This window comes from Algoriphagus yeomjeoni (assembly GCF_049821175.1).
Classification (GTDB): domain Bacteria; phylum Bacteroidota; class Bacteroidia; order Cytophagales; family Cyclobacteriaceae; genus Algoriphagus; species Algoriphagus yeomjeoni_A.
In genome coordinates this window covers 2342818-2359859 of record NZ_CP187512.1, presented here as the reverse complement: position 1 = coordinate 2359859, position 17042 = coordinate 2342818, and the positions used below count along the sequence as shown (strand labels likewise).

At 38.1% G+C, this 17042-nt stretch carries 17 protein-coding genes; 10 read left to right on the top strand and 7 right to left on the bottom strand.

Translation table 11 applies throughout. The features are described 5' to 3' along the window. Window positions 1–55: 55 nt before the first annotated feature. A complete protein-coding gene (gene rsfS / locus ACPUEN_RS09350; protein ID WP_111611898.1) occupies window positions 56–403 on the bottom strand; it encodes a ribosome silencing factor in 348 nt (115 codons plus the stop codon). A 62-nt stretch (window positions 404–465) separates the two neighbouring features. Here rsfS and ACPUEN_RS09345 point away from each other — a divergent pair, with 62 nt between their 5' ends. Beyond that, window positions 466–1224 (top strand): biotin--[acetyl-CoA-carboxylase] ligase, encoded by a 759-nt coding sequence (locus ACPUEN_RS09345; protein WP_425639987.1) that lies wholly within the window; start codon window positions 466–468, stop codon window positions 1222–1224. 83 nt (window positions 1225–1307) lie between these two features. Continuing rightward, window positions 1308–2627 carry an adenosylhomocysteinase gene (gene ahcY, locus ACPUEN_RS09340; RefSeq protein WP_425639985.1) on the top strand — a complete coding sequence of 440 codons (1320 nt, stop codon included), beginning with the start codon at window positions 1308–1310 and terminating at the stop codon, window positions 2625–2627. A gap of 54 nt (window positions 2628–2681) precedes the next feature. Here ahcY and ACPUEN_RS09335 read toward each other — a convergent pair whose 3' ends face one another. Beyond that, entirely contained in the window at window positions 2682–3497 is an 816-nt protein-coding gene (locus ACPUEN_RS09335) for a hypothetical protein (RefSeq protein ID WP_425639983.1), read from the bottom strand. A 98-nt stretch (window positions 3498–3595) separates the two neighbouring features. Here ACPUEN_RS09335 and ACPUEN_RS09330 point away from each other — a divergent pair, with 98 nt between their 5' ends. Next, entirely contained in the window at window positions 3596–4465 is an 870-nt protein-coding gene (locus tag ACPUEN_RS09330) for an SDR family oxidoreductase (protein WP_425639981.1), read from the top strand. Window positions 4466–4542: 77 nt separating this feature from the next. Here ACPUEN_RS09330 and ACPUEN_RS09325 read toward each other — a convergent pair whose 3' ends face one another. Both ACPUEN_RS09325 and ACPUEN_RS09320 read right to left on the bottom strand, forming a co-directional pair. Then, window positions 4543–5610, bottom strand: coding sequence for a PAS domain-containing protein (locus tag ACPUEN_RS09325; protein ID WP_425639979.1), 1068 nt, complete (start codon window positions 5608–5610; stop codon window positions 4543–4545). Window positions 5611–5958: 348 nt separating this feature from the next. After that, a complete protein-coding gene (locus ACPUEN_RS09320; RefSeq protein WP_111611656.1) occupies window positions 5959–6456 on the bottom strand; it encodes a DUF4494 domain-containing protein in 498 nt (165 codons plus the stop codon). A gap of 219 nt (window positions 6457–6675) precedes the next feature. Here ACPUEN_RS09320 and ACPUEN_RS09315 point away from each other — a divergent pair, with 219 nt between their 5' ends. Next, window positions 6676–8982, top strand: a complete 2307-nt coding sequence (locus ACPUEN_RS09315; RefSeq protein WP_425639977.1) for a patatin-like phospholipase family protein — start codon at window positions 6676–6678, stop codon at window positions 8980–8982. Here the strand turns inward: ACPUEN_RS09315 and ACPUEN_RS09310 are convergent. Then, window positions 8976–9455: a DUF962 domain-containing protein gene (locus ACPUEN_RS09310; protein ID WP_425639975.1), complete on the bottom strand. Its 480-nt coding sequence runs from the start codon at window positions 9453–9455 to the stop codon at window positions 8976–8978. The two genes, ACPUEN_RS09315 and ACPUEN_RS09310, sit on opposite strands and share 7 nt — an antisense overlap. A gap of 75 nt (window positions 9456–9530) precedes the next feature. On the opposite strand from ACPUEN_RS09310, the gene ACPUEN_RS09305 reads away from it, so the two are divergent. Genes ACPUEN_RS09305 through ACPUEN_RS09295 form a run of 3 tightly spaced genes read left to right on the top strand, consistent with a single transcriptional unit; the run spans window position 9531 to window position 12768 of the window. After that, the gene (locus ACPUEN_RS09305; RefSeq protein ID WP_425639973.1) at window positions 9531–10658 is read left to right on the top strand and encodes an NAD(P)/FAD-dependent oxidoreductase; all 1128 of its coding nucleotides are present in this window, start codon (window positions 9531–9533) and stop codon (window positions 10656–10658) included. 50 nt (window positions 10659–10708) lie between these two features. Next, the gene (nhaC, locus tag ACPUEN_RS09300) at window positions 10709–12172 is read left to right on the top strand and encodes a Na+/H+ antiporter NhaC (protein ID WP_425639971.1); all 1464 of its coding nucleotides are present in this window, start codon (window positions 10709–10711) and stop codon (window positions 12170–12172) included. Beyond that, on the top strand, window positions 12169–12768 hold the full coding sequence (locus ACPUEN_RS09295; RefSeq protein WP_425639969.1) for a 3'-5' exonuclease: 600 nt from the start codon (window positions 12169–12171) through the stop codon (window positions 12766–12768). Before nhaC ends, ACPUEN_RS09295 begins: the two co-directional genes overlap by 4 nt. Here the strand turns inward: ACPUEN_RS09295 and ACPUEN_RS09290 are convergent. Then, on the bottom strand, window positions 12761–13387 hold the full coding sequence (locus tag ACPUEN_RS09290) for an IMPACT family protein (RefSeq protein WP_425639967.1): 627 nt from the start codon (window positions 13385–13387) through the stop codon (window positions 12761–12763). The two genes, ACPUEN_RS09295 and ACPUEN_RS09290, sit on opposite strands and share 8 nt — an antisense overlap. Window positions 13388–13490: 103 nt before the next feature. Here ACPUEN_RS09290 and ACPUEN_RS09285 point away from each other — a divergent pair, with 103 nt between their 5' ends. From ACPUEN_RS09285 to ACPUEN_RS09275, 3 genes are read left to right on the top strand one after another with little or no spacing between them, the layout of a single operon-like run. Further along, on the top strand, window positions 13491–13916 hold the full coding sequence (locus ACPUEN_RS09285; RefSeq protein ID WP_425639965.1) for a sugar 3,4-ketoisomerase: 426 nt from the start codon (window positions 13491–13493) through the stop codon (window positions 13914–13916). Further along, window positions 13888–14817, top strand: a complete 930-nt coding sequence (locus tag ACPUEN_RS09280; RefSeq protein WP_425639963.1) for a hypothetical protein — start codon at window positions 13888–13890, stop codon at window positions 14815–14817. The genes ACPUEN_RS09285 and ACPUEN_RS09280 overlap by 29 nt, the downstream gene beginning before the upstream one ends. Window position 14818: 1 nt before the next feature. Beyond that, window positions 14819–15769, top strand: coding sequence for a glycosyltransferase (locus ACPUEN_RS09275; protein WP_425639961.1), 951 nt, complete (start codon window positions 14819–14821; stop codon window positions 15767–15769). Here the strand turns inward: ACPUEN_RS09275 and ACPUEN_RS09270 are convergent, their stop codons facing one another. Then, window positions 15770–17041: a M16 family metallopeptidase gene (locus ACPUEN_RS09270; RefSeq protein WP_425639959.1), complete on the bottom strand. Its 1272-nt coding sequence runs from the start codon at window positions 17039–17041 to the stop codon at window positions 15770–15772. Between the last annotated feature and the right edge of the window lies 1 nt (window position 17042).

Here is a 17042-nt window from a genome sequence, read left to right as displayed (position 1 = left end):
CGGTAATTTCATAAACTTAAGGTAAACGGAGGGTTAAGCTGAAAGTTTTTGGTATTTATCCAACTCGGGTGACTTTGGCATCCCCCCAAAGGTCTTCTAAACCATAAAATGATCTTTTATCTTTAAGGAAAATATGAGCCACAACGTTCACATAATCTACTAATATCCACTGACGGCTACTTTTCCCTTCACTTTTCCATGGATTTCCTTGACCAATTTTAAACACTTCCTCTTCAATAGAATCCGCTATAGCGTCTAATTGTGAGTCAGAATTTCCTGAGCATATAACAAAAAAATCAGTCACTGTGTTTTTGATATTTCTTAGATCCATTAAAACTATGTCGGAGGCCTTTTTTTCCTCCATTCCTTTAATGATTACTTTGCTCAGCTCTTCTGCTGTCATATTATTCATTTAATTTTGCAACGTCGCGTATAAAACATCCTTTTTAGACGAATTCAAAATTTATGTATAAAATTCTTGCCAACACGATTTTTTTAGGGAAAGATGTTCATTTCCTGCCAGAGTGTCACTCGACTAATGACACTGCACTCAATCTGGTCAGGACGGGTCAGGCAAGGGAAGGCAGCATTATAATATGCAACCACCAGACCAAAGGCAAAGGTCAGCGAGGAAATAGTTGGAGCTCGCAAGCTGGCAAGAACTTGACATTTTCCTTGATTCTAAGACCTGATTTCATGGATATTTCAGAGCAGTTTTACCTCAATATGGCAGTTTCAAATAGTATAAAGCAGATGCTTCAAAACTATGTGCCAAACATAGAAGTAAAGTGGCCAAATGATTTGATCGTGCCTGGGTTCGGAAAAATAGGTGGGATTTTAATTGAAAATACATTTTCAGGTAAAGAGTGGGAATTTGCTGTGGTTGGAATAGGGTTAAATATCAATCAGATAGATTTTCATTCGGCTAGTGCTTCTTCAATCAAGTCAATCACAGGAAGCGAGATTGCATTAGAAGAACTGTTTCGGCTTTTGATTACTCAAATCGAGCAAGGATACATTCAATTGAAGAAAGGAAAGTGGAAAGAAATCAAAAGTGAATACTTGATGAATCTGTACAGAAAAGAAATTTGGGCCAATTATTCTACAGATGGAGAACAATTCTCCGGAAAAATTGTTGGAATATCTGCAGATGGAAAATTGGAAATGGAGTTGGAAAATACAGAAATAGCTGTTTTTGGATTGAAAGAGATCTCCTTCCTATAGCCCCTTATAATTTTAGATTCCAAATATTAAGCGGTACCTTTGCGCAGGTTTTAAGTGAAATTAATACGTTAACTATCAATAATATGTCAGAAATAAAATCTGAAAAATTCATTCAATACAAGGTTAAAGATATTTCCTTGGCAGAGTATGGAAGAAAAGAAATCAAACTAGCTGAGGCAGAGATGCCTGGTTTGATGGCTTTACGTGAAGAGTATGGTACTTCTCAGCCACTGAAGGGTGCTAGAATTGCAGGTTGTCTTCACATGACTATACAGACTGCTGTATTGATCGAAACTTTGGTTGCTCTTGGAGCAGAGGTTACTTGGTCTTCTTGTAACATTTTTTCTACTCAAGATCATGCTGCTGCTGCTATTGCTGCTGCTGGTATTTCAGTTTATGCTTGGAAAGGCTTGAACGAAAAGGATTTTGATTGGTGTATCGAGCAAACTTTGTTTTTCGGCGAAGATCGTCAGCCTTTGAATATGATTTTGGATGATGGTGGTGACTTGACCAACATGGTTTTAGATCAGTACCCTGAGTTAGTTTCTGGCATCAAGGGTCTTTCGGAAGAGACTACTACCGGTGTTCATAGACTTTACGAAAGAATGAAGAAAGGTACTCTTCCAATGCCTGCTATCAATGTGAACGATTCTGTTACCAAATCTAAATTTGACAACAAATACGGATGTAAAGAATCTTTGGTAGATGCAATCAGAAGAGCTACTGATGTGATGATGGCTGGTAAAGTAGCTGTAGTTGGTGGATATGGTGATGTTGGAAAAGGTTCCGCTGCTTCTCTAAGAGGAGCTGGTGCAAGAGTTATTGTTACTGAAATTGATCCAATCTGTGCATTGCAAGCTGCAATGGATGGCTACGCAGTTAAGAAAATGACAGATGCAGTAAAAGAGGCCGACATTGTAGTCACTGCTACTGGAAACAAAAACATCATTACTGAAGAACATTTCAGATCGATGAGAGATAAAACCATCGTTTGTAACATCGGTCACTTCGATAATGAAATCGATATGGCTTGGTTGAATGGAACTTACGGTGACACTAAAATAGAGATCAAACCACAGGTAGATCTTTACAATGTAGATGGAAATGAAATTATTGTACTAGCTGAAGGTCGTTTAGTGAACTTGGGTTGTGCAACTGGCCACCCATCTTTCGTGATGTCAAACTCCTTTACTAATCAAGTGTTAGCTCAACTTGAACTTTGGAATAATACAGATGACTACCAGCCTGGAGTTTATGTATTGCCAAAGCATTTAGATGAAAAAGTTGCCGCTTTACACCTTGCTAAATTAGGTGTTGATCTAGAAGTTCTTTCTCAGGATCAAGCAGAATATATTGGAGTAACCGTTGAAGGTCCATTTAAGCCTGATTACTATAGATATTAATAGACTAATAGGTCAAAATGAAAGCCCTGATGAAAATCGGGGCTTTTTTTGTGATTACTTTTTTGGGTTTAAAAGTAGCTTTCTTCCGTCAGGCAACATGGTATTGGCGGCAACTTTGCATTCATCAACTAATACTTCATAGGTAGTTAAATAAGATACTTCCGAATTTCCCCCTCGAGATACAAACCAATTTTCTGCACCTACTTTAGGAAGGACTTCATTTTCTTGTAGGCAGTTTATAAATCGATTTACAGGGGCATTAATAGCTATTTCAAATTCTCTACCGACAGCATTTAAACCTGATAAGCTTCCAGTAGAACTAAAGCTGACCAATGAATCATTGACATATGCTTTGGTATGAGTAAATTTTCCGGAGAACTCTGTGCTGAGGTTAGTTTCTGTGCTTTCTATAAGATCATTAAATTCTTCCAGAACCTCGTCGGAACCATTTCTAGTAAAAGTTCTAATTCCCTCTATTTTTTTTGAGCCAAAGTGATAATCGTCATAAGTTAAAGTCCATTGGTTTATAGAGTTAGCTAAGGAGTCTTCAAATTTGATGGTCAATTTCCCACTTCTACTGTATTCCCCTGATTGAGTACAAGTACTGCCGGCCAAAAAATCTAACGTTACTACCTTCCTTACTTGGTCCAAGTGAATTGCTGGACAACCTGGTAAATTAAGTGAATCTACCTGTTGATATTCCTTCCAAGTAATCATTGCAAAATATAGGCTTTCATTCCAGTCCTTAGAAATACTGAACAATTGAGATGCTTCCGTGGGTAAATCTGTCTGGATAACTTTTTCCTCATCTTCCGCACAACTCATCAAAATTGGAACTAGTACAATCAGTCCGAAAATAGATCTTTTCATTAGATGGTGATTAAAAATATTAGCGTTGGTTTACTATTCGTCCTTCAATTACCACGCCGAAATAACTATCTTGGAACTCGACGATAAACCACAAATTTATGATTTTAGCAGAAGGAATGCTCAAACCAGGAGCATTGAAAGGCAAAAATATTATTGTAACTGGAGGAGGAACAGGGCTAGGCAGATCGATGGGAGAGTATTTTTTAGAACTTGGAGCCAACCTGGTAATCACATCTAGAAAGCTTGATGTACTGCAGGAAACAGCTAAAGAAATGATGGCTGCAAAAGGAGGGAAGGTAATTTCATTAGCTTGTGATGTTAGGGGAATTGATCAAGTGGAAGCTATGTGGAAGGATGCTACTGAGCAGCTGGGGCAAATTCATGTGGTATTGAACAACGCTGCTGGGAATTTTATTAGCCCTACCGAGCGATTATCAACAAATGCATTTAATACTGTCTTGGATATTGTTTTAAAAGGTACTTCCCAAGTCACCTTAACTGCTGGTAAAGATTGGATTGCAAAAAAGCAATCAGGCACTTTTCTCAATATTGTCACTACTTACGCTTGGACTGGATCAGGCTATGTTGTTCCATCTGCTGCTGCTAAAGCCGGTGTGTTAGCCATGACTCGTTCTCTGGCTGTTGAATGGGCTAAGTACGGGATTCGATCAAACGCAATCGCTCCTGGGCCATTCCCTACAGAAGGAGCTTGGAGTCGCCTACTTCCTGGTGATTTGGTGAAAAAATTTGATCCGGCTAAGAAAGTGCCAATTGGTAGAGTTGGTGAACACCAGGAGCTAGCTAATCTAGCAGCTTACTTGGTGTCAGATTATTCTAGCTACGTAAATGGAGAGGTAATGACAATAGATGGAGGTGAATGGCTAAAAGGGGCAGGTGAGTTCAATAATTTGGATCAAATACCTGAAGAAATGTGGGATATGATGGAAGCCTCTAGAGGAAAAAAGTGATGAGCCCCAAAGTGATTTGGGGCTATCTGAAAGCAAAATGGAAGATCAGGAAACTTTAAGTTCCTGATCTTTTCTATTTAAAATGGAGAAGAATTTGATTCGTTTGATAAATCATTTTCAATTGACTTATTTTTTTGAACCGATTCCTTGATACTTTTCTTAAGCGATTGATCCAATAATTTTGTTTCTTTTTTGATGAGCTGCACTAGTCTTTTGGATTCGTTGTTTTGTGGTTCACTATCCAATATTTCGAGGATTCCTAAGATATTTGCCACTCTAGCTCTAAGCGTGTGAGACTGTTCAAATGCAAGTTCTTTCAGGAAGTAGTGATGCTCCTTTAGCCATATTTCTTGTTTCTTTCTATCTGAAATATCCAAAATACAACCTAAGATTTTGGTCGGGTGTCCAGTATTCGACCATTCGATCGTCTTACCAAACCCCAAAGCCCAGATTGTTTGATTTGATTTTTGGTTAATCCTAAATTCCTTCTTGAAAGGCAGATTACCTGCAGTCTTAAAATGAATTCCTAAATCATTTAATAAGTTTGGGAAGTCCTCAGGATGGATGTGTTTTTGCCATGAAATAGGAGTGTTACCCTTTAATTCATCTTGGGTATATCCGAGCATTTGGCCCAGTCCCTTGCTTATGTTATCTCCCTTTTTAGACACGTCGAACTCCCAAAAACCGAGTAACTTATCCTCTAAAATACTGTCAATAATTTCTTTTCCCTCGCTTGTGGCACTATCAAAAAAATCGCCTAAGCCTAAATTATAAGGCATTGGCTGGGAAACTGGATGTCCTATCCCTAAGCAAGTGCCATAATCTTCAGTAATAAAAAAGAATTCCCATTTGGTGTCAACCAAATCACCTTCAGGATGCTCGATCTTTTGAAGGTCAACAGTAAAAGATTGGTGAGAGTTTTTCCAAGCTTTTATTCTCTGGCTCTCATATTTGCCCCAATTAGAGGCAGCAAAGCAATCAGAAAAAAAGATTGGTTTTTCTTTATTGTCGAAAAAAGTCGGTACTGGGCCTATGCTAGAATCCGATGTGATGACCCGCCCAGTCTTTTCTAGCGTAACCTGTAGAAAGTACTCGGATACTACAGCTAGCTGACTGAAACCCTGAATAGCATCGTAATCATTCATCTTGTAAATTTAAAGAATCTCCATTTGATTTTCTTTAAAATACATATATAATTATTTGAAATACATAAAAATATATTTAATCAGTGAATTGGCTGACCGGTATTGAGTAGTGTTCTGTTTTTTGAGCTTATGTGTAGGAATTGCATTTGACTAAGGAACTCCTGATGTTTTCCCTTTTGCCGATACTTTCCGAAGAGTGGCGACCCTTGATAACTTATTGCACTCTCCTAAGCCGGAATTCGTAATTGTGTTTTCTATTTTTTGGCATAAAAATACCCCCAATAAGTGTCTTACTTTTTGGGGGCAAATCAAATTCCGCGATCTTTTTTGTTCTATAGTTGTAAATTATTATTCTTCGTTTTGAGTAACTTCTGAAACCGGTCTGAAATTCCCTTCAGGCAATTGATCAGCTACTTCGTCCCGCTCAAAAGGGAATACTTCTATAATAGGACTTTCTACAATATCAGGTACTCTGAAGCTCACAAGCATATTGCCTAGACTTTCTTGAATTCTATCGTAGGCTTCTTTTACATCGTTAGCAGTTACGATCATGTATTGTGTCACTTTTTTCTCTTTGCCACTTTCTCCGTCTGCCACCATATAGGATATTTTGCATTTGTGCCAAATGTCAGCATCCTCATAAAAGAAAACATCTACAATATTACTTTTACTTATTCCAGTAACTTGAAAATCTCCTCTAATCTGAGATGCCAGCCTATCATATAGAATTGCTTCTGCTTCTGTAAATGATACCGCATCAACTAGATATGCCTCGGAAATATTTTTAAGCAAACCCTGCTCATTCTCCTTTGCATATTTGACTTTGCATAAAAACCAAGTTCTCATAATTCTTTCTGTTTGAGCTTCGAAGGTAAAATATATCCTTTGAAGCGCAAGTGTGTTTTCGGCAAAAGCAACAGCTTGAATGGTATGGGGATTAGTAACTCCTTGATTTTCAAACCAATTTATTTGTCAGATAATATGCTCTTCATAAACCAAAATTGGATTCATGAAAAGATTGTGGAGAGTAAAAGAAAAGCAGTAAATTATCGCAAAACGAATACAATGCGGGATAAAATCTGGTACAGCTTTCCAGTCCAATTACTATTACTTCATCTAAGAAAAAACCTGAGTCTTGTACTTATTTGGATTTTATTGATGGGAGTTATTTTGGAATACTTCGGTGTCATGTTGGGGATTCCGTTTCTTTTCCTAGATCCTGAATATCTGCATCAGGTTTCTTGGGTGAGCTTTTTTTTGATGGGAATTGGTTTTGCGGTTTTGACTATGGCTTTTCATATGTCCACTTACATTATGGATGGAAGGCATTTTCCCTTTTTAGCAATTGTGAATAAGCCGTTTATCCACTACTGCGTGAATAATGGAATCATCCCTTTTATTTTTTATGTGGTGTATATTTTAAGGTTTATAGATTTCCAGCTAGGTAACAACCTTGCCAATGACTGGGAGGTATTATATTATTTTTTCGGGTTTTTGGCTGGCAGTGTAGTTACCTACGCTGTCATATTTGGGTATTTTGCTTTTACTAACAAGGATTTCTTCATCCTATTTGCTGGGACGGTTGACAAAAGACTTCGTAAAGTAAGGCTGACACGAGCAAATGTAATCAGCCAATATAAGGAGCTGAAAACTCAAAAATACAAGGTTTTGTATTACTTGAATCTTCACCTCAAGCCCGAGAAGGTCAGACCGGATATCTCAAGATTTGAGGGAACAAAGATACTAAGGGTATTTGATCAGAATCATCTGAACCTCTTTGTAATCCAAGTATTCTTGATCCTCTTTGTCTTATTTTTAGGGTTTTTCAAAGAGAATCCTTTTCTCCAATTACCCGCAGCGATGAGTGCTACGCTGTTGTTTGCCATTTTGGTCATGTTGGTAGGGGCTGTTAGTTTTTGGCTAAGGAGATGGGCTACTTTTGCTGTATTTTCCTTTATTATTCTAGCTAATTATTTCAGTAATTTCAATTTTCTCAATCGTCCGCATGAAGCATATGGACTAGATTATTCAGTGCCTCCTGTTACGTACAGCCTTGCTCACATGGATAGTCTTTTGAGTCCTGAACTGGTAAAAAAGGATAGGGAAAACGTCCTTAACATTCTCAATAATTGGAAAGCAAAATTTCCTAATGAGAGAAAGCCTAAAATGGTAATGGTAGCCTCAAGCGGAGGTGGTCAGCGGTCAGCATTGTGGACAGTTAAAGTTTTGCAGAGTATGTATGGGATAGATGAAGGAGAGGTTTTAAAACATACAGAACTTTTTACAGGTGCTTCGGGTGGAGTAATAGGTGAGGCTTTTTTTAGAGAGGTTTATCTCAGGTCATTAACCGATCCTTCCGTAAATCCACTAGATGAAAAGTACCTAGATCAAATATCCGCTGATAATCTTAATCCGATCATTTTTACCCTGCTGGTTAATGACTTGTTGATACGAAATCAAAATTTTCACTATAATGGGCATAAGTATCTAAAAGACAGGGGTTATGCTTTCGAAAATCAGTTGAACCAGAATACAGAAGGGATTCTGGATAAACCGATTTCTGCATACGAAGAACCTGAGTTTTCCGGCAGTATTCCCTTGCTTCCCGTGACTACTTTGATAACAAATGATGGTAGAAAGCTTGTGATTTCGCCACATTCTATGTCGTTTTTTGGAACATCGATGCTAGGTAAACTTGGTATGGATGAGAAGAAGCAGTCGATTGATTTCCTTCGTTTCTTTCAGGAACATGACTCAGAGAATCTAAGGTTTCTAACTGCCTTGAGGATGAGCGCAACTTTTCCATTTATTACGCCTAATATAGAATTGCCTTCAAATCCCGTCATGGAAACTATGGATACCGGGTTGTCAGATAATTTTGGTATTCAGGATGCTCTCCGCTTTATGTACGTTTTCCAATCCTGGATCAAGGAGAATACAGGAGGAGTAGTTTTGGTGACTATACGAGATTCTGAGAAAATCACAGAGATTGCTCCTAGCTTTCCTCCAAGGATCTTTGAGAAGGTATTTACTCCTTTGAAGAATATTTATGCGAATTGGGATAATGTGCAAACGATTCAAAATGAAGTACTTTTTAATTATATGGTAGAGTCTATGCCTTTTAATCTTGAAAAAATAGAGTTTGAATATGCACCGGAGAAGGTACAAGTGGAGGAATTGACAGAAAGTCAGGAGACAATGCAGCGTGCATCTTTGAACTGGAGATTGACTGCAAGAGAGAAGAAATCAATCTTGGAAAGTGTCTATACACTGAAAAACCAAAGTTCTCTTAATAGATTAAAAGAGCTCTTTACCAGAAATCCTATCGAAATGGCAGATAGTGTTGCTGTGGAAGAGCTCCTTTCTCAATAAGCTAGTCCCCACTTTTTGTAGATAAAATGCATTAACCATGCTGGACCAATCAGCAAAAATTGAAGGTCTTTGAGAAATGTAGGTTTTTTGCCCTCAATCTTATGACCATAAAACTGCATGATCCAGGCTAGAATAAACACGCCAAGGCTAACCATCCATAGCTTCCCTGGTAAATACAGATCTATAAAATTTGCCAATGCTAAACATACAGCAGAGAAAAGAAACATGCCTAAGGTAAGTGGGATAGAAAGCATGAAGTAATAAATCAACACTAGCACTAATACTACCGTCGCCCAATTGGCAAAATTTTCAAGGAATGGAAGAAGACTAGGTAGCGGCTCCGAGGGTATGCTAAAAATAAGCCCAACAATACTAAAAAAAATAGCAGGTACACAAACCCAATGGATAAGCTTATTGGTCATGTTTTGATGACTCTGACCATATTCTTGGAATAACTCATCGATCTTTCTCATGGTATTTTGGGATTATATCGCTTAGATTGAATTAAAATACTAAATCTATTTTAATTCCTTTTTCTTAAAATCGAAATGTTCAGTTATTGGGAGAAAAAACACTTTCTTAAATACGATCTTATTGTGGTAGGGTCTGGATTTGTCGGCTTGTCAACTGCTATACATTATAAGGTAAACCACCCCAAGTCCAACATACTTGTATTAGAGCGTGGAGTATTTCCAACTGGTGCAAGCACTAAAAATGCTGGTTTCGCCTGCTTTGGGAGTTTGACGGAGATATTGGATGATTTTTGGAGTATGCCCCAAGATGAAATTCTTGCTCTTGTGGAGCGCAGATATAAAGGTCTTAAGGCGATTGGTAAGCAGTTTGGAGAAAAAAACCTTGGGTATGTACACTCAAATGGATATGAACTGTTGGATGAGACCCAACGAGAGGCGTTAGATCAGATGGGGTCAGTGAATAAAATTCTCAAGCCAATATTTAATGAAGATGTTTTTTCGCTTATTAAGAATCCAGGGAAAATGGGTTTTACTGATCAAATCAACTTTATCGTCAAAAATAAATTTGAGGGAGAACTCGACCCTGGGATGTACATGACATCGCTTTGGAAATTAGCCCAAGAGGTAGGGATCAGAATATTAACAGGAGTTTCAGTTTATGAAATACAGAAAGATGATGGAATAGTCTTGGCAGAAGATGGTGCAGGCGAAATTAACTTGGAGTTTAAGGCCAATAAAATTGCGATTTGCACCAATGCCTTTACTAAAAAACTTTTGCCAGATTCAGACATTCAGCCTGGTAGAGGATTGATCCTTTTATCTAAACCTTTGGATTTCAAAATCCCATGGAAAGGAACTTTTCATATGGATAAAGGCTATGTTTATTTTCGTCAGATTGACGGGCGACTTCTTTTAGGCGGAGCAAGGAATAAGGATTTTGAAGGCGAAAAAAGCACTGATTTTGAAGTTAATCCCAAAATTAAATCTCACTTGGAAAAATTGGCAACTGAAGTAATATTTCCAAGTAAAAGGATTACATGGGATATGGAATGGACTGGAATAATGGCTTTTGGCAAAATTAAATCTCCTATTATTCAACAGGTAGGTACTAATACTGTTGCTGCAGTTCGATTAGGCGGAATGGGTGTGGCTATTGGTTGGCAAGTTGGAAAGGAGCTTTCTGCTCTTTTGTCCAAGATGTAATTAATATTTTTTCATTAGATTCAACTCCTTAATCCACCAAACCCTTATTGATGCAAGGTTTTAACCGTTCTCCAAAAGTTTTTGACGCACTAATTCCCCTGGTTTTTTTGATCGTCCTATTGGTATTGAATATTCAAGTTTTTGGCACAGATGGGCTTTCAGGATCCAACCAAATAGTTCTTATACTATCTTCTATGGTGGCTGCTTTGGTAGCTATTTTCCGCTTAGGATACAGTTGGGAAACGCTACAGGATGGAGCGATCAAAAGCATCAGTTCTGCCATGTCCAGTATTTTGATTCTCTTTCTGATAGGAGCATTGGCTGGTACATGGTTATTAAGTGGGATTGTTCCAGCGATGATTTATTATGGGCTCCAGATATTAAGCCCGGCGATATTTTTGGTGGCAGCCTGTATTGTAAGTGCTATCGTTTCTGTGGCAACAGGAAGTAGTTGGACCACCGTTGCTACTGTTGGAGTCGCTTTACTTGGAATAGGGAAAGCTTTAGGGTTTGAAGAAGGGATAATAGCAGGAGCTATTATTTCTGGTGCTTATTTCGGTGATAAAATGTCCCCACTTTCAGATACAACTAATCTTGCACCGGCCATGGCAGGGACAGATTTGTTTACCCATATTCGGTACATGGCGAAAACCACCATTCCTTCAATTACGATCACGATCATCATCTTTATTGTGATCGGGTTGAATTATGAGGTAAGTGGAGAAGTAAATAATGTGCAGGCTATTTCGAATGTAATTCTTGAGAAATTCAATGTTAGTGCTTGGTTATTTATCGTTCCAGTTGTGGTGATAGTCATGATTATCAAAAAAATCCCTGCAATCCCAGCTCTTCTTGCAGGAGCGCTTTTGGGAGGTCTTTTTGCAGTGATTTTCCAACCAGAGATCATTCGGCTGATTGCTGACGAAAATGCCTCATACGCCTACCAAAGCTTCAAGGCAGTGATGATGTCTCTTTACGGAGAAATCAGTATTTCGACTACAAATGATGTGGTGAATGAATTACTTGTCACGAGCGGTATGGCTGGCATGATGTACACTATATGGTTGATTATCGCAGCCATGGTATTTGGCGGAATAATGGAAGAAAGTGGCATGCTACGCGTTTTGGCAGAAGCAGTCATCCAAAAAGTACACAGCATTGGATCACTTATCGCATCCACGGTTGCTACTTGCGTATTCTTTAATATCACTACTTCAGATCAGTATCTAGCTATTTTGGTTCCTGGCAGAATGTATGCAGATGTCTATAAAAAGCGAGGATTGGCACCTGAAAACCTCAGCAGAACGCTAGAAGATTCAGGCACAGTAACCTCCGTTTTAGTACCTTGGAATACCTGTGGAGCTACACAAGCCTCGGTATTGGGAGTGGCTACTTTGGTCTATGCTCCCTATTGCTTTTTTAATATTATTAGTCCCTTTATGACCATTCTATATGGATATTTCAAAATAGGGATCACCTATTACGATGAAGTAGAAGAAGAAAAGTTGGTATGATTCCATTTAAGATTACAAAAGAAGAAGTAAATGCCCTTCCACTGGGACAGTTTGAGGGTGAAATGTTTTTAATCGATAAAATTGAAGATGTTGAGGAAGTAGCCGAATTCCTGGTTCAGCAACGTGTCATTGGTTTTGATACGGAGACCAAGCCAGCTTTCAAAAAGGGAGTAACAAACCAAGTTTCCCTGCTACAATTGTCCACTTCTACACAAGCTTTTCTTTTTAGATTGAATGAAATAGGCTTTCCAGATTCTCTTCGGAATATTCTGGAAAAAGAGAGTATTGTGAAAGTGGGTGCTGCCGTTCATGACGACATCAAAGGCTTAGCAAAATTGACAGATTCATTTTATGCCAATTCATTTTTTGATCTGAATGATGAGTTGAAAAGGGTTGGATTTATCAATATCGGCGTGAGAAATCTATGTGCAATGGTGTTAGGAATCCGTATTTCCAAGTCTGAGCAAGTATCCAATTGGGAGGCAGAAAAGCTGACGATTAAGCAGCAGCGCTATGCAGCTACAGATGCTTGGGGATGTTTGGAAATATTCAAAAAACTTAAGTCTGAAGGGTATTTGGATGAATTGTTTAAATAAGGGTTAGCTCCAAATCTTCGATTTCTTCAAAGGAATAAATAATCAGCTCCTCTAAACCCTTTCTGAATTCTAACTTCATCTCGCAGTCCAAAGTCATTTCTTGAGTTAGAATCTGAATATCATGTGTTTTGATGACCTTCATGACGTCATTCATCACAGGATATGGAAATTGAACGGTAATGGAAGTTTTCACCTGCTCTTCTATAATTTCATTTTCCTCTATCGCTAGCGCAGCCGAGGTTTTATAAGCTTGAATTAAACCCCCCATTCCCAGTTTTGTCCCTCCAAAATAACGAACCACAACGATTAGGATGTTTGTCAGATTATTTGATCTGATTTGTCCCAAAATGGGATCTCCAGCAGAGTGGTTTGGCTCTCCATCGTCATTCGTTCGAAACTGCTCTGCATCCTTTCCAAGTGCCCATGCAAAACAATGATGCCTAGCATCATAATATTTTTTGCGAAGCTCAGCCAGGTAATTTTTAATCTCCTCTTCATTTTTTACCGGAAATGAAAAATAGAAAAACTTACTGCTTCTATCCTTGTATAGGCCTTCAGAAGTTCTGGAAACAGTTAAAAACGTATCTTCGAAGGCTGACTCGTCGCCGAGGTCTGACATGTATTTCTTAAAGTTGATGTGCAGCGAATTTATAAAATTAACAAATGGGTAACAGGTTATCCATCTGAAATAACTTACTTTTATCTGGAGGAAAAAGATCGAAATGCCTGAATCCATTATTTCAAAATCACCCTATACTTTAACTCTTCCTGGGAATTCCACTGAAACGGGAAGCCTTACCTTTTGGGAGAATTTGGAACTCTTCCCTAAAGGAATTCAGCGATGTTTCTGGATATCCGGTGTAAAGGAAGGAGAGACTCGCGGAAATCATGCACATTGGCAAGAATCACAAGTGGTAGTAGCGGTGGCAGGAAAGGTTTTTCTGGAAATTCATTCGGTACAAGGCGAAACATTTAAGTTCGAGTTAAGTTCTCCAGCGCAAGCCGTTTTTATCCCTCCTTTAAATTGGTTAGTTGCCAGATTAACTCCTGACGCAGTGTTGCTTGGAATGTCAGACCAGGCTTTTTCAGAAGATGATTACATCAGAGACCTAGATTATTTTGGAAAGCTTCAAAAAGGAAATAAATGATTCTCACGAGCTTCGGGTTGTTTCCTCTTTGATAGAGGGAAAAGACTATTTTCTAGGCAATTTACCATTTGAAAACTTTCAGGATCAACTTGATTTTATCTGGGAAAAAAAGCAAAAGACTAAGGCTCTTATCACTTTTGCAATCACCAAAACCGGCGAAGCTATATCCCTTCCCATGTCACCTTTTGGTGGTTTTTGGATAGTTGATAGCTCTAGTTCAGCATCGTTAGAGTCTTTTATAGAGGCTATTGTTGCGGAATTGATTCACAGAGGTATAAAATCAATTGCTATATCCCAAGCCCCAAAACCTTACGAGCCGCAGACTGATTTGATAAATTACCTGCTAGTCAAATGTGGTTTTGAGCAGGAAAACGTGTTAAGTCATCAATTTTTTTTAGGAAAAAAGAAAATTAAAAAACTGACTCAAAAGGCATCCCCCAAGCTCCAGTCTAAGCGAAAAATATCAGATATTAAAGTCGGTCATTCCTCTATTTCCAACTTTGGCTTTTTAAAAGAGATTAAATCATGGAACACTCAGAAAGGTTATGATATTACACTTGATGACAATAGAATTGTACAGCAAGTATCCGAGTATCCAAATCGTTATTTTCTGATCACTTTAAGTAAAAATGGCGAGGCAATTGGATATTCACTTGTTGTAAAATTGACGAGTAATTCCTTGTATTATTTTCTCTCTGCGATCAATCCTAAAATTCCAGTAAAGAATGGAGGTGAATTGATTTTGACAGAGCTTTTTCAGGTTGCTGTAGAGCAAAAAGTAGATTTTATTGACTTAGGTTCTTCAGATCTTCATGATGGGGTAAATCACAAATTGATGTTTTTTAAATCCCGCTTTTCGAATGATATCAGTAATAAAATCACTTGGGTGAAAAAGCTGTAATATGAATAAAACTGATCAGGTCACTATTATTTGTATTGCTTTCAACCATGAGAGATGGATTCAAAAGGCCTTAGTAAGTGTGGCTCTTCAAGATTATGAGTACGCTGAATTGATCGTAGTAGATAATGGAAGTAAGGATAATACACCTGCAATTATCAAGGAATGGGTAACGAATAATTCTGAGCGAATTCCAGTTAAAGCAATTTACAAGCATGAATCTATACCTTATTGCCAGCTTTTTAATGAAGTTTTGAATCAGGTTGAAAGCCAGTTTGTAGTTGATTTATCTGGGGATGATTTTTTGTACGAAAATCATCTTTCTGCCTCTATAGACAGATTGAAGTTATTCCCGTCAGCCGCATTTGTATTTTCTGATGCTAAAATTTTAGATGAAAATGGAAAAGAAGCTTCATTTTATGAACTTGAGGATTACAAGGAGTTACAAAAGCTAACGCTAGAGAATAAAATGTATGAAAATCTTATCCGTAAAAGTTATATATCAGCTCCTACGGTAGTTTTTAATGCAAAAATTCTGAAAGAAGCTGGTGGATATGATGCCACGCTTTCCTATGAAGATTTCGATGTTCAATTACGATTGTCCAGAGATTTCCCAATCATATTTTCGGACCATATTGGTGTTCTTAAGCGCAAGCATGAGAACTCGCTTTCTGCCTGCCAATATCAGCGTTACCAATCCAAAATGCTTCCAAGTACTCTTCGGGTTTGTGAAAAAATAAAGGAAATGAATAGAAGTCCGAAAGAGGATGAGGCGTTGAAAAGTAGGTTATTATTTGAGTTAAAACATGCGCTATGGTCAGCGAATTTTGAGTCCGCAAAAGGCTTTGCAAAGCTTGCCGCTGAAATGAATGTCAAAGGAATCGAATTCAGCTTGTATAAGCTATGGATTTGGACTGATTTAGATATTTCATGGTTGTATGTAAAACTTACCTGATCAACCCACTACAACCTCAATAAATGGCGGGTTGCTGAAGTATTTTTTTCCAACTTCCTTTATGTCTTCCGAAGTAAATTCCTTCAAGAATGCCAATTTTTGAGCGTAATAATCGAAATTCATTCCAGAGTGATGAACAGCTTTGAATCTATCAATTAAGTCAAATGAAGTACTGAATTGCTTTAGCATTTGTCCGATTAGATAGTTTCGAACTACCTCCAATTCATCTGAGTTGATTCCATCTTCTGTCAAGTTTCTAATTTCATGGTAGATTTCTTCTAACACGTCTAGGTAAAATTCTTTTTGGACATCAGCTGCTATTACCCAATAATGAGAATCTCCAATTTCGGCTAGTGAAGAAAAAATGCCATAGGTGTGACCTTTGTCTTCGCGGATATTTTTTACCAGTCGCGAGCCAAAATAACCACCCAAAATAGTATTGAACACTGAAAGTGCAACGAAGTCAGGGTGATTCTGGGGGATAGACCAGTTTCCTATACGAATACTGCTTTGTACAGATTTATCCCGTGGCTCTGTGACTGCCAAAAGGGTATTAACACCAGGTAAAAGTACGGGCTCCACTGCTGCTCGATTTGGTAGCTCCCCAAGTAACTTACTTATGGTATCAAGCTCTTCTGAATCAAAATCTCCTGTCACGAAAATTTCTAAATCTTGCCAAAGCATGGTGTTATAGTAAGAAACCAGGTGATCTCTTGAGATGCTTTCAACATGGCTTTCCTTAATTTCTACGCCATAGGGGTGATGAGCTCCAAAGAGACATTTTCTAAATACTTGATTCGCTCTTGAAGCTGTTTTTTCCTTTTCTAATTTGATGCTGAGTTTTCTTTGAGACTGGCGTTTTTCCAGCATATCCTGTGGAAATGTAGCTTCAGTAAACAAGGATATAAATTCTTGTAAAACGATGGGAAGATGTTTTTTGGTAGACAAAAGCCCTAAACCTTCCTGAGAAAAAGTTAGAATTGGGTGAACTTCAGATGCATAAAAATCAAAGAACTCAGCTATTTCACTAGCAGTTTTAGTTTTTGATCCTTCCTGTAGCATTTGAAGAGTGAATGAGGAAACAAGCGTTTGCTCAAGCGGAAGTGAAGCTCGTTGACCTCTGCATAGTACATCAATTTTAGCTGCCTCTAAACCTGGAGTGGGGATATAAAATAACTTAGCACCATTGGAAAGTTTAAGTTCCAATGGAGGCAATAGTTCAAAATCCTCTGGAACGTTAAATTCCGGAGCCTTCGACCTGTCTAAAACCATT

Coding starts and splice junctions, on each gene's coding strand:
- ACPUEN_RS09345 (WP_425639987.1), top strand. CDS start 466: ATGTATAAAATTCTTGCCAACACGATTTTTTTAGGGAAAGATGTTCAT.
- nhaC (WP_425639971.1), top strand. CDS start 10,709: ATGCAAGGTTTTAACCGTTCTCCAAAAGTTTTTGACGCACTAATTCCC.
- rsfS (WP_111611898.1), bottom strand. CDS start 403: ATGACAGCAGAAGAGCTGAGCAAAGTAATCATTAAAGGAATGGAGGAA.
- ACPUEN_RS09275 (WP_425639961.1), top strand. CDS start 14,819: ATGAATAAAACTGATCAGGTCACTATTATTTGTATTGCTTTCAACCAT.
- ACPUEN_RS09290 (WP_425639967.1), bottom strand. CDS start 13,387: ATGTCAGACCTCGGCGACGAGTCAGCCTTCGAAGATACGTTTTTAACT.
- ACPUEN_RS09270 (WP_425639959.1), bottom strand. CDS start 17,041: ATGGTTTTAGACAGGTCGAAGGCTCCGGAATTTAACGTTCCAGAGGAT.
- ACPUEN_RS09325 (WP_425639979.1), bottom strand. CDS start 5,610: ATGAATGATTACGATGCTATTCAGGGTTTCAGTCAGCTAGCTGTAGTA.
- ahcY (WP_425639985.1), top strand. CDS start 1,308: ATGTCAGAAATAAAATCTGAAAAATTCATTCAATACAAGGTTAAAGAT.
- ACPUEN_RS09305 (WP_425639973.1), top strand. CDS start 9,531: ATGTTCAGTTATTGGGAGAAAAAACACTTTCTTAAATACGATCTTATT.
- ACPUEN_RS09295 (WP_425639969.1), top strand. CDS start 12,169: ATGATTCCATTTAAGATTACAAAAGAAGAAGTAAATGCCCTTCCACTG.
- ACPUEN_RS09315 (WP_425639977.1), top strand. CDS start 6,676: ATGCGGGATAAAATCTGGTACAGCTTTCCAGTCCAATTACTATTACTT.
- ACPUEN_RS09285 (WP_425639965.1), top strand. CDS start 13,491: ATGCCTGAATCCATTATTTCAAAATCACCCTATACTTTAACTCTTCCT.
- ACPUEN_RS09320 (WP_111611656.1), bottom strand. CDS start 6,456: ATGAGAACTTGGTTTTTATGCAAAGTCAAATATGCAAAGGAGAATGAG.
- ACPUEN_RS09335 (WP_425639983.1), bottom strand. CDS start 3,497: ATGAAAAGATCTATTTTCGGACTGATTGTACTAGTTCCAATTTTGATG.
- ACPUEN_RS09310 (WP_425639975.1), bottom strand. CDS start 9,455: ATGAGAAAGATCGATGAGTTATTCCAAGAATATGGTCAGAGTCATCAA.
- ACPUEN_RS09330 (WP_425639981.1), top strand. CDS start 3,596: ATGATTTTAGCAGAAGGAATGCTCAAACCAGGAGCATTGAAAGGCAAA.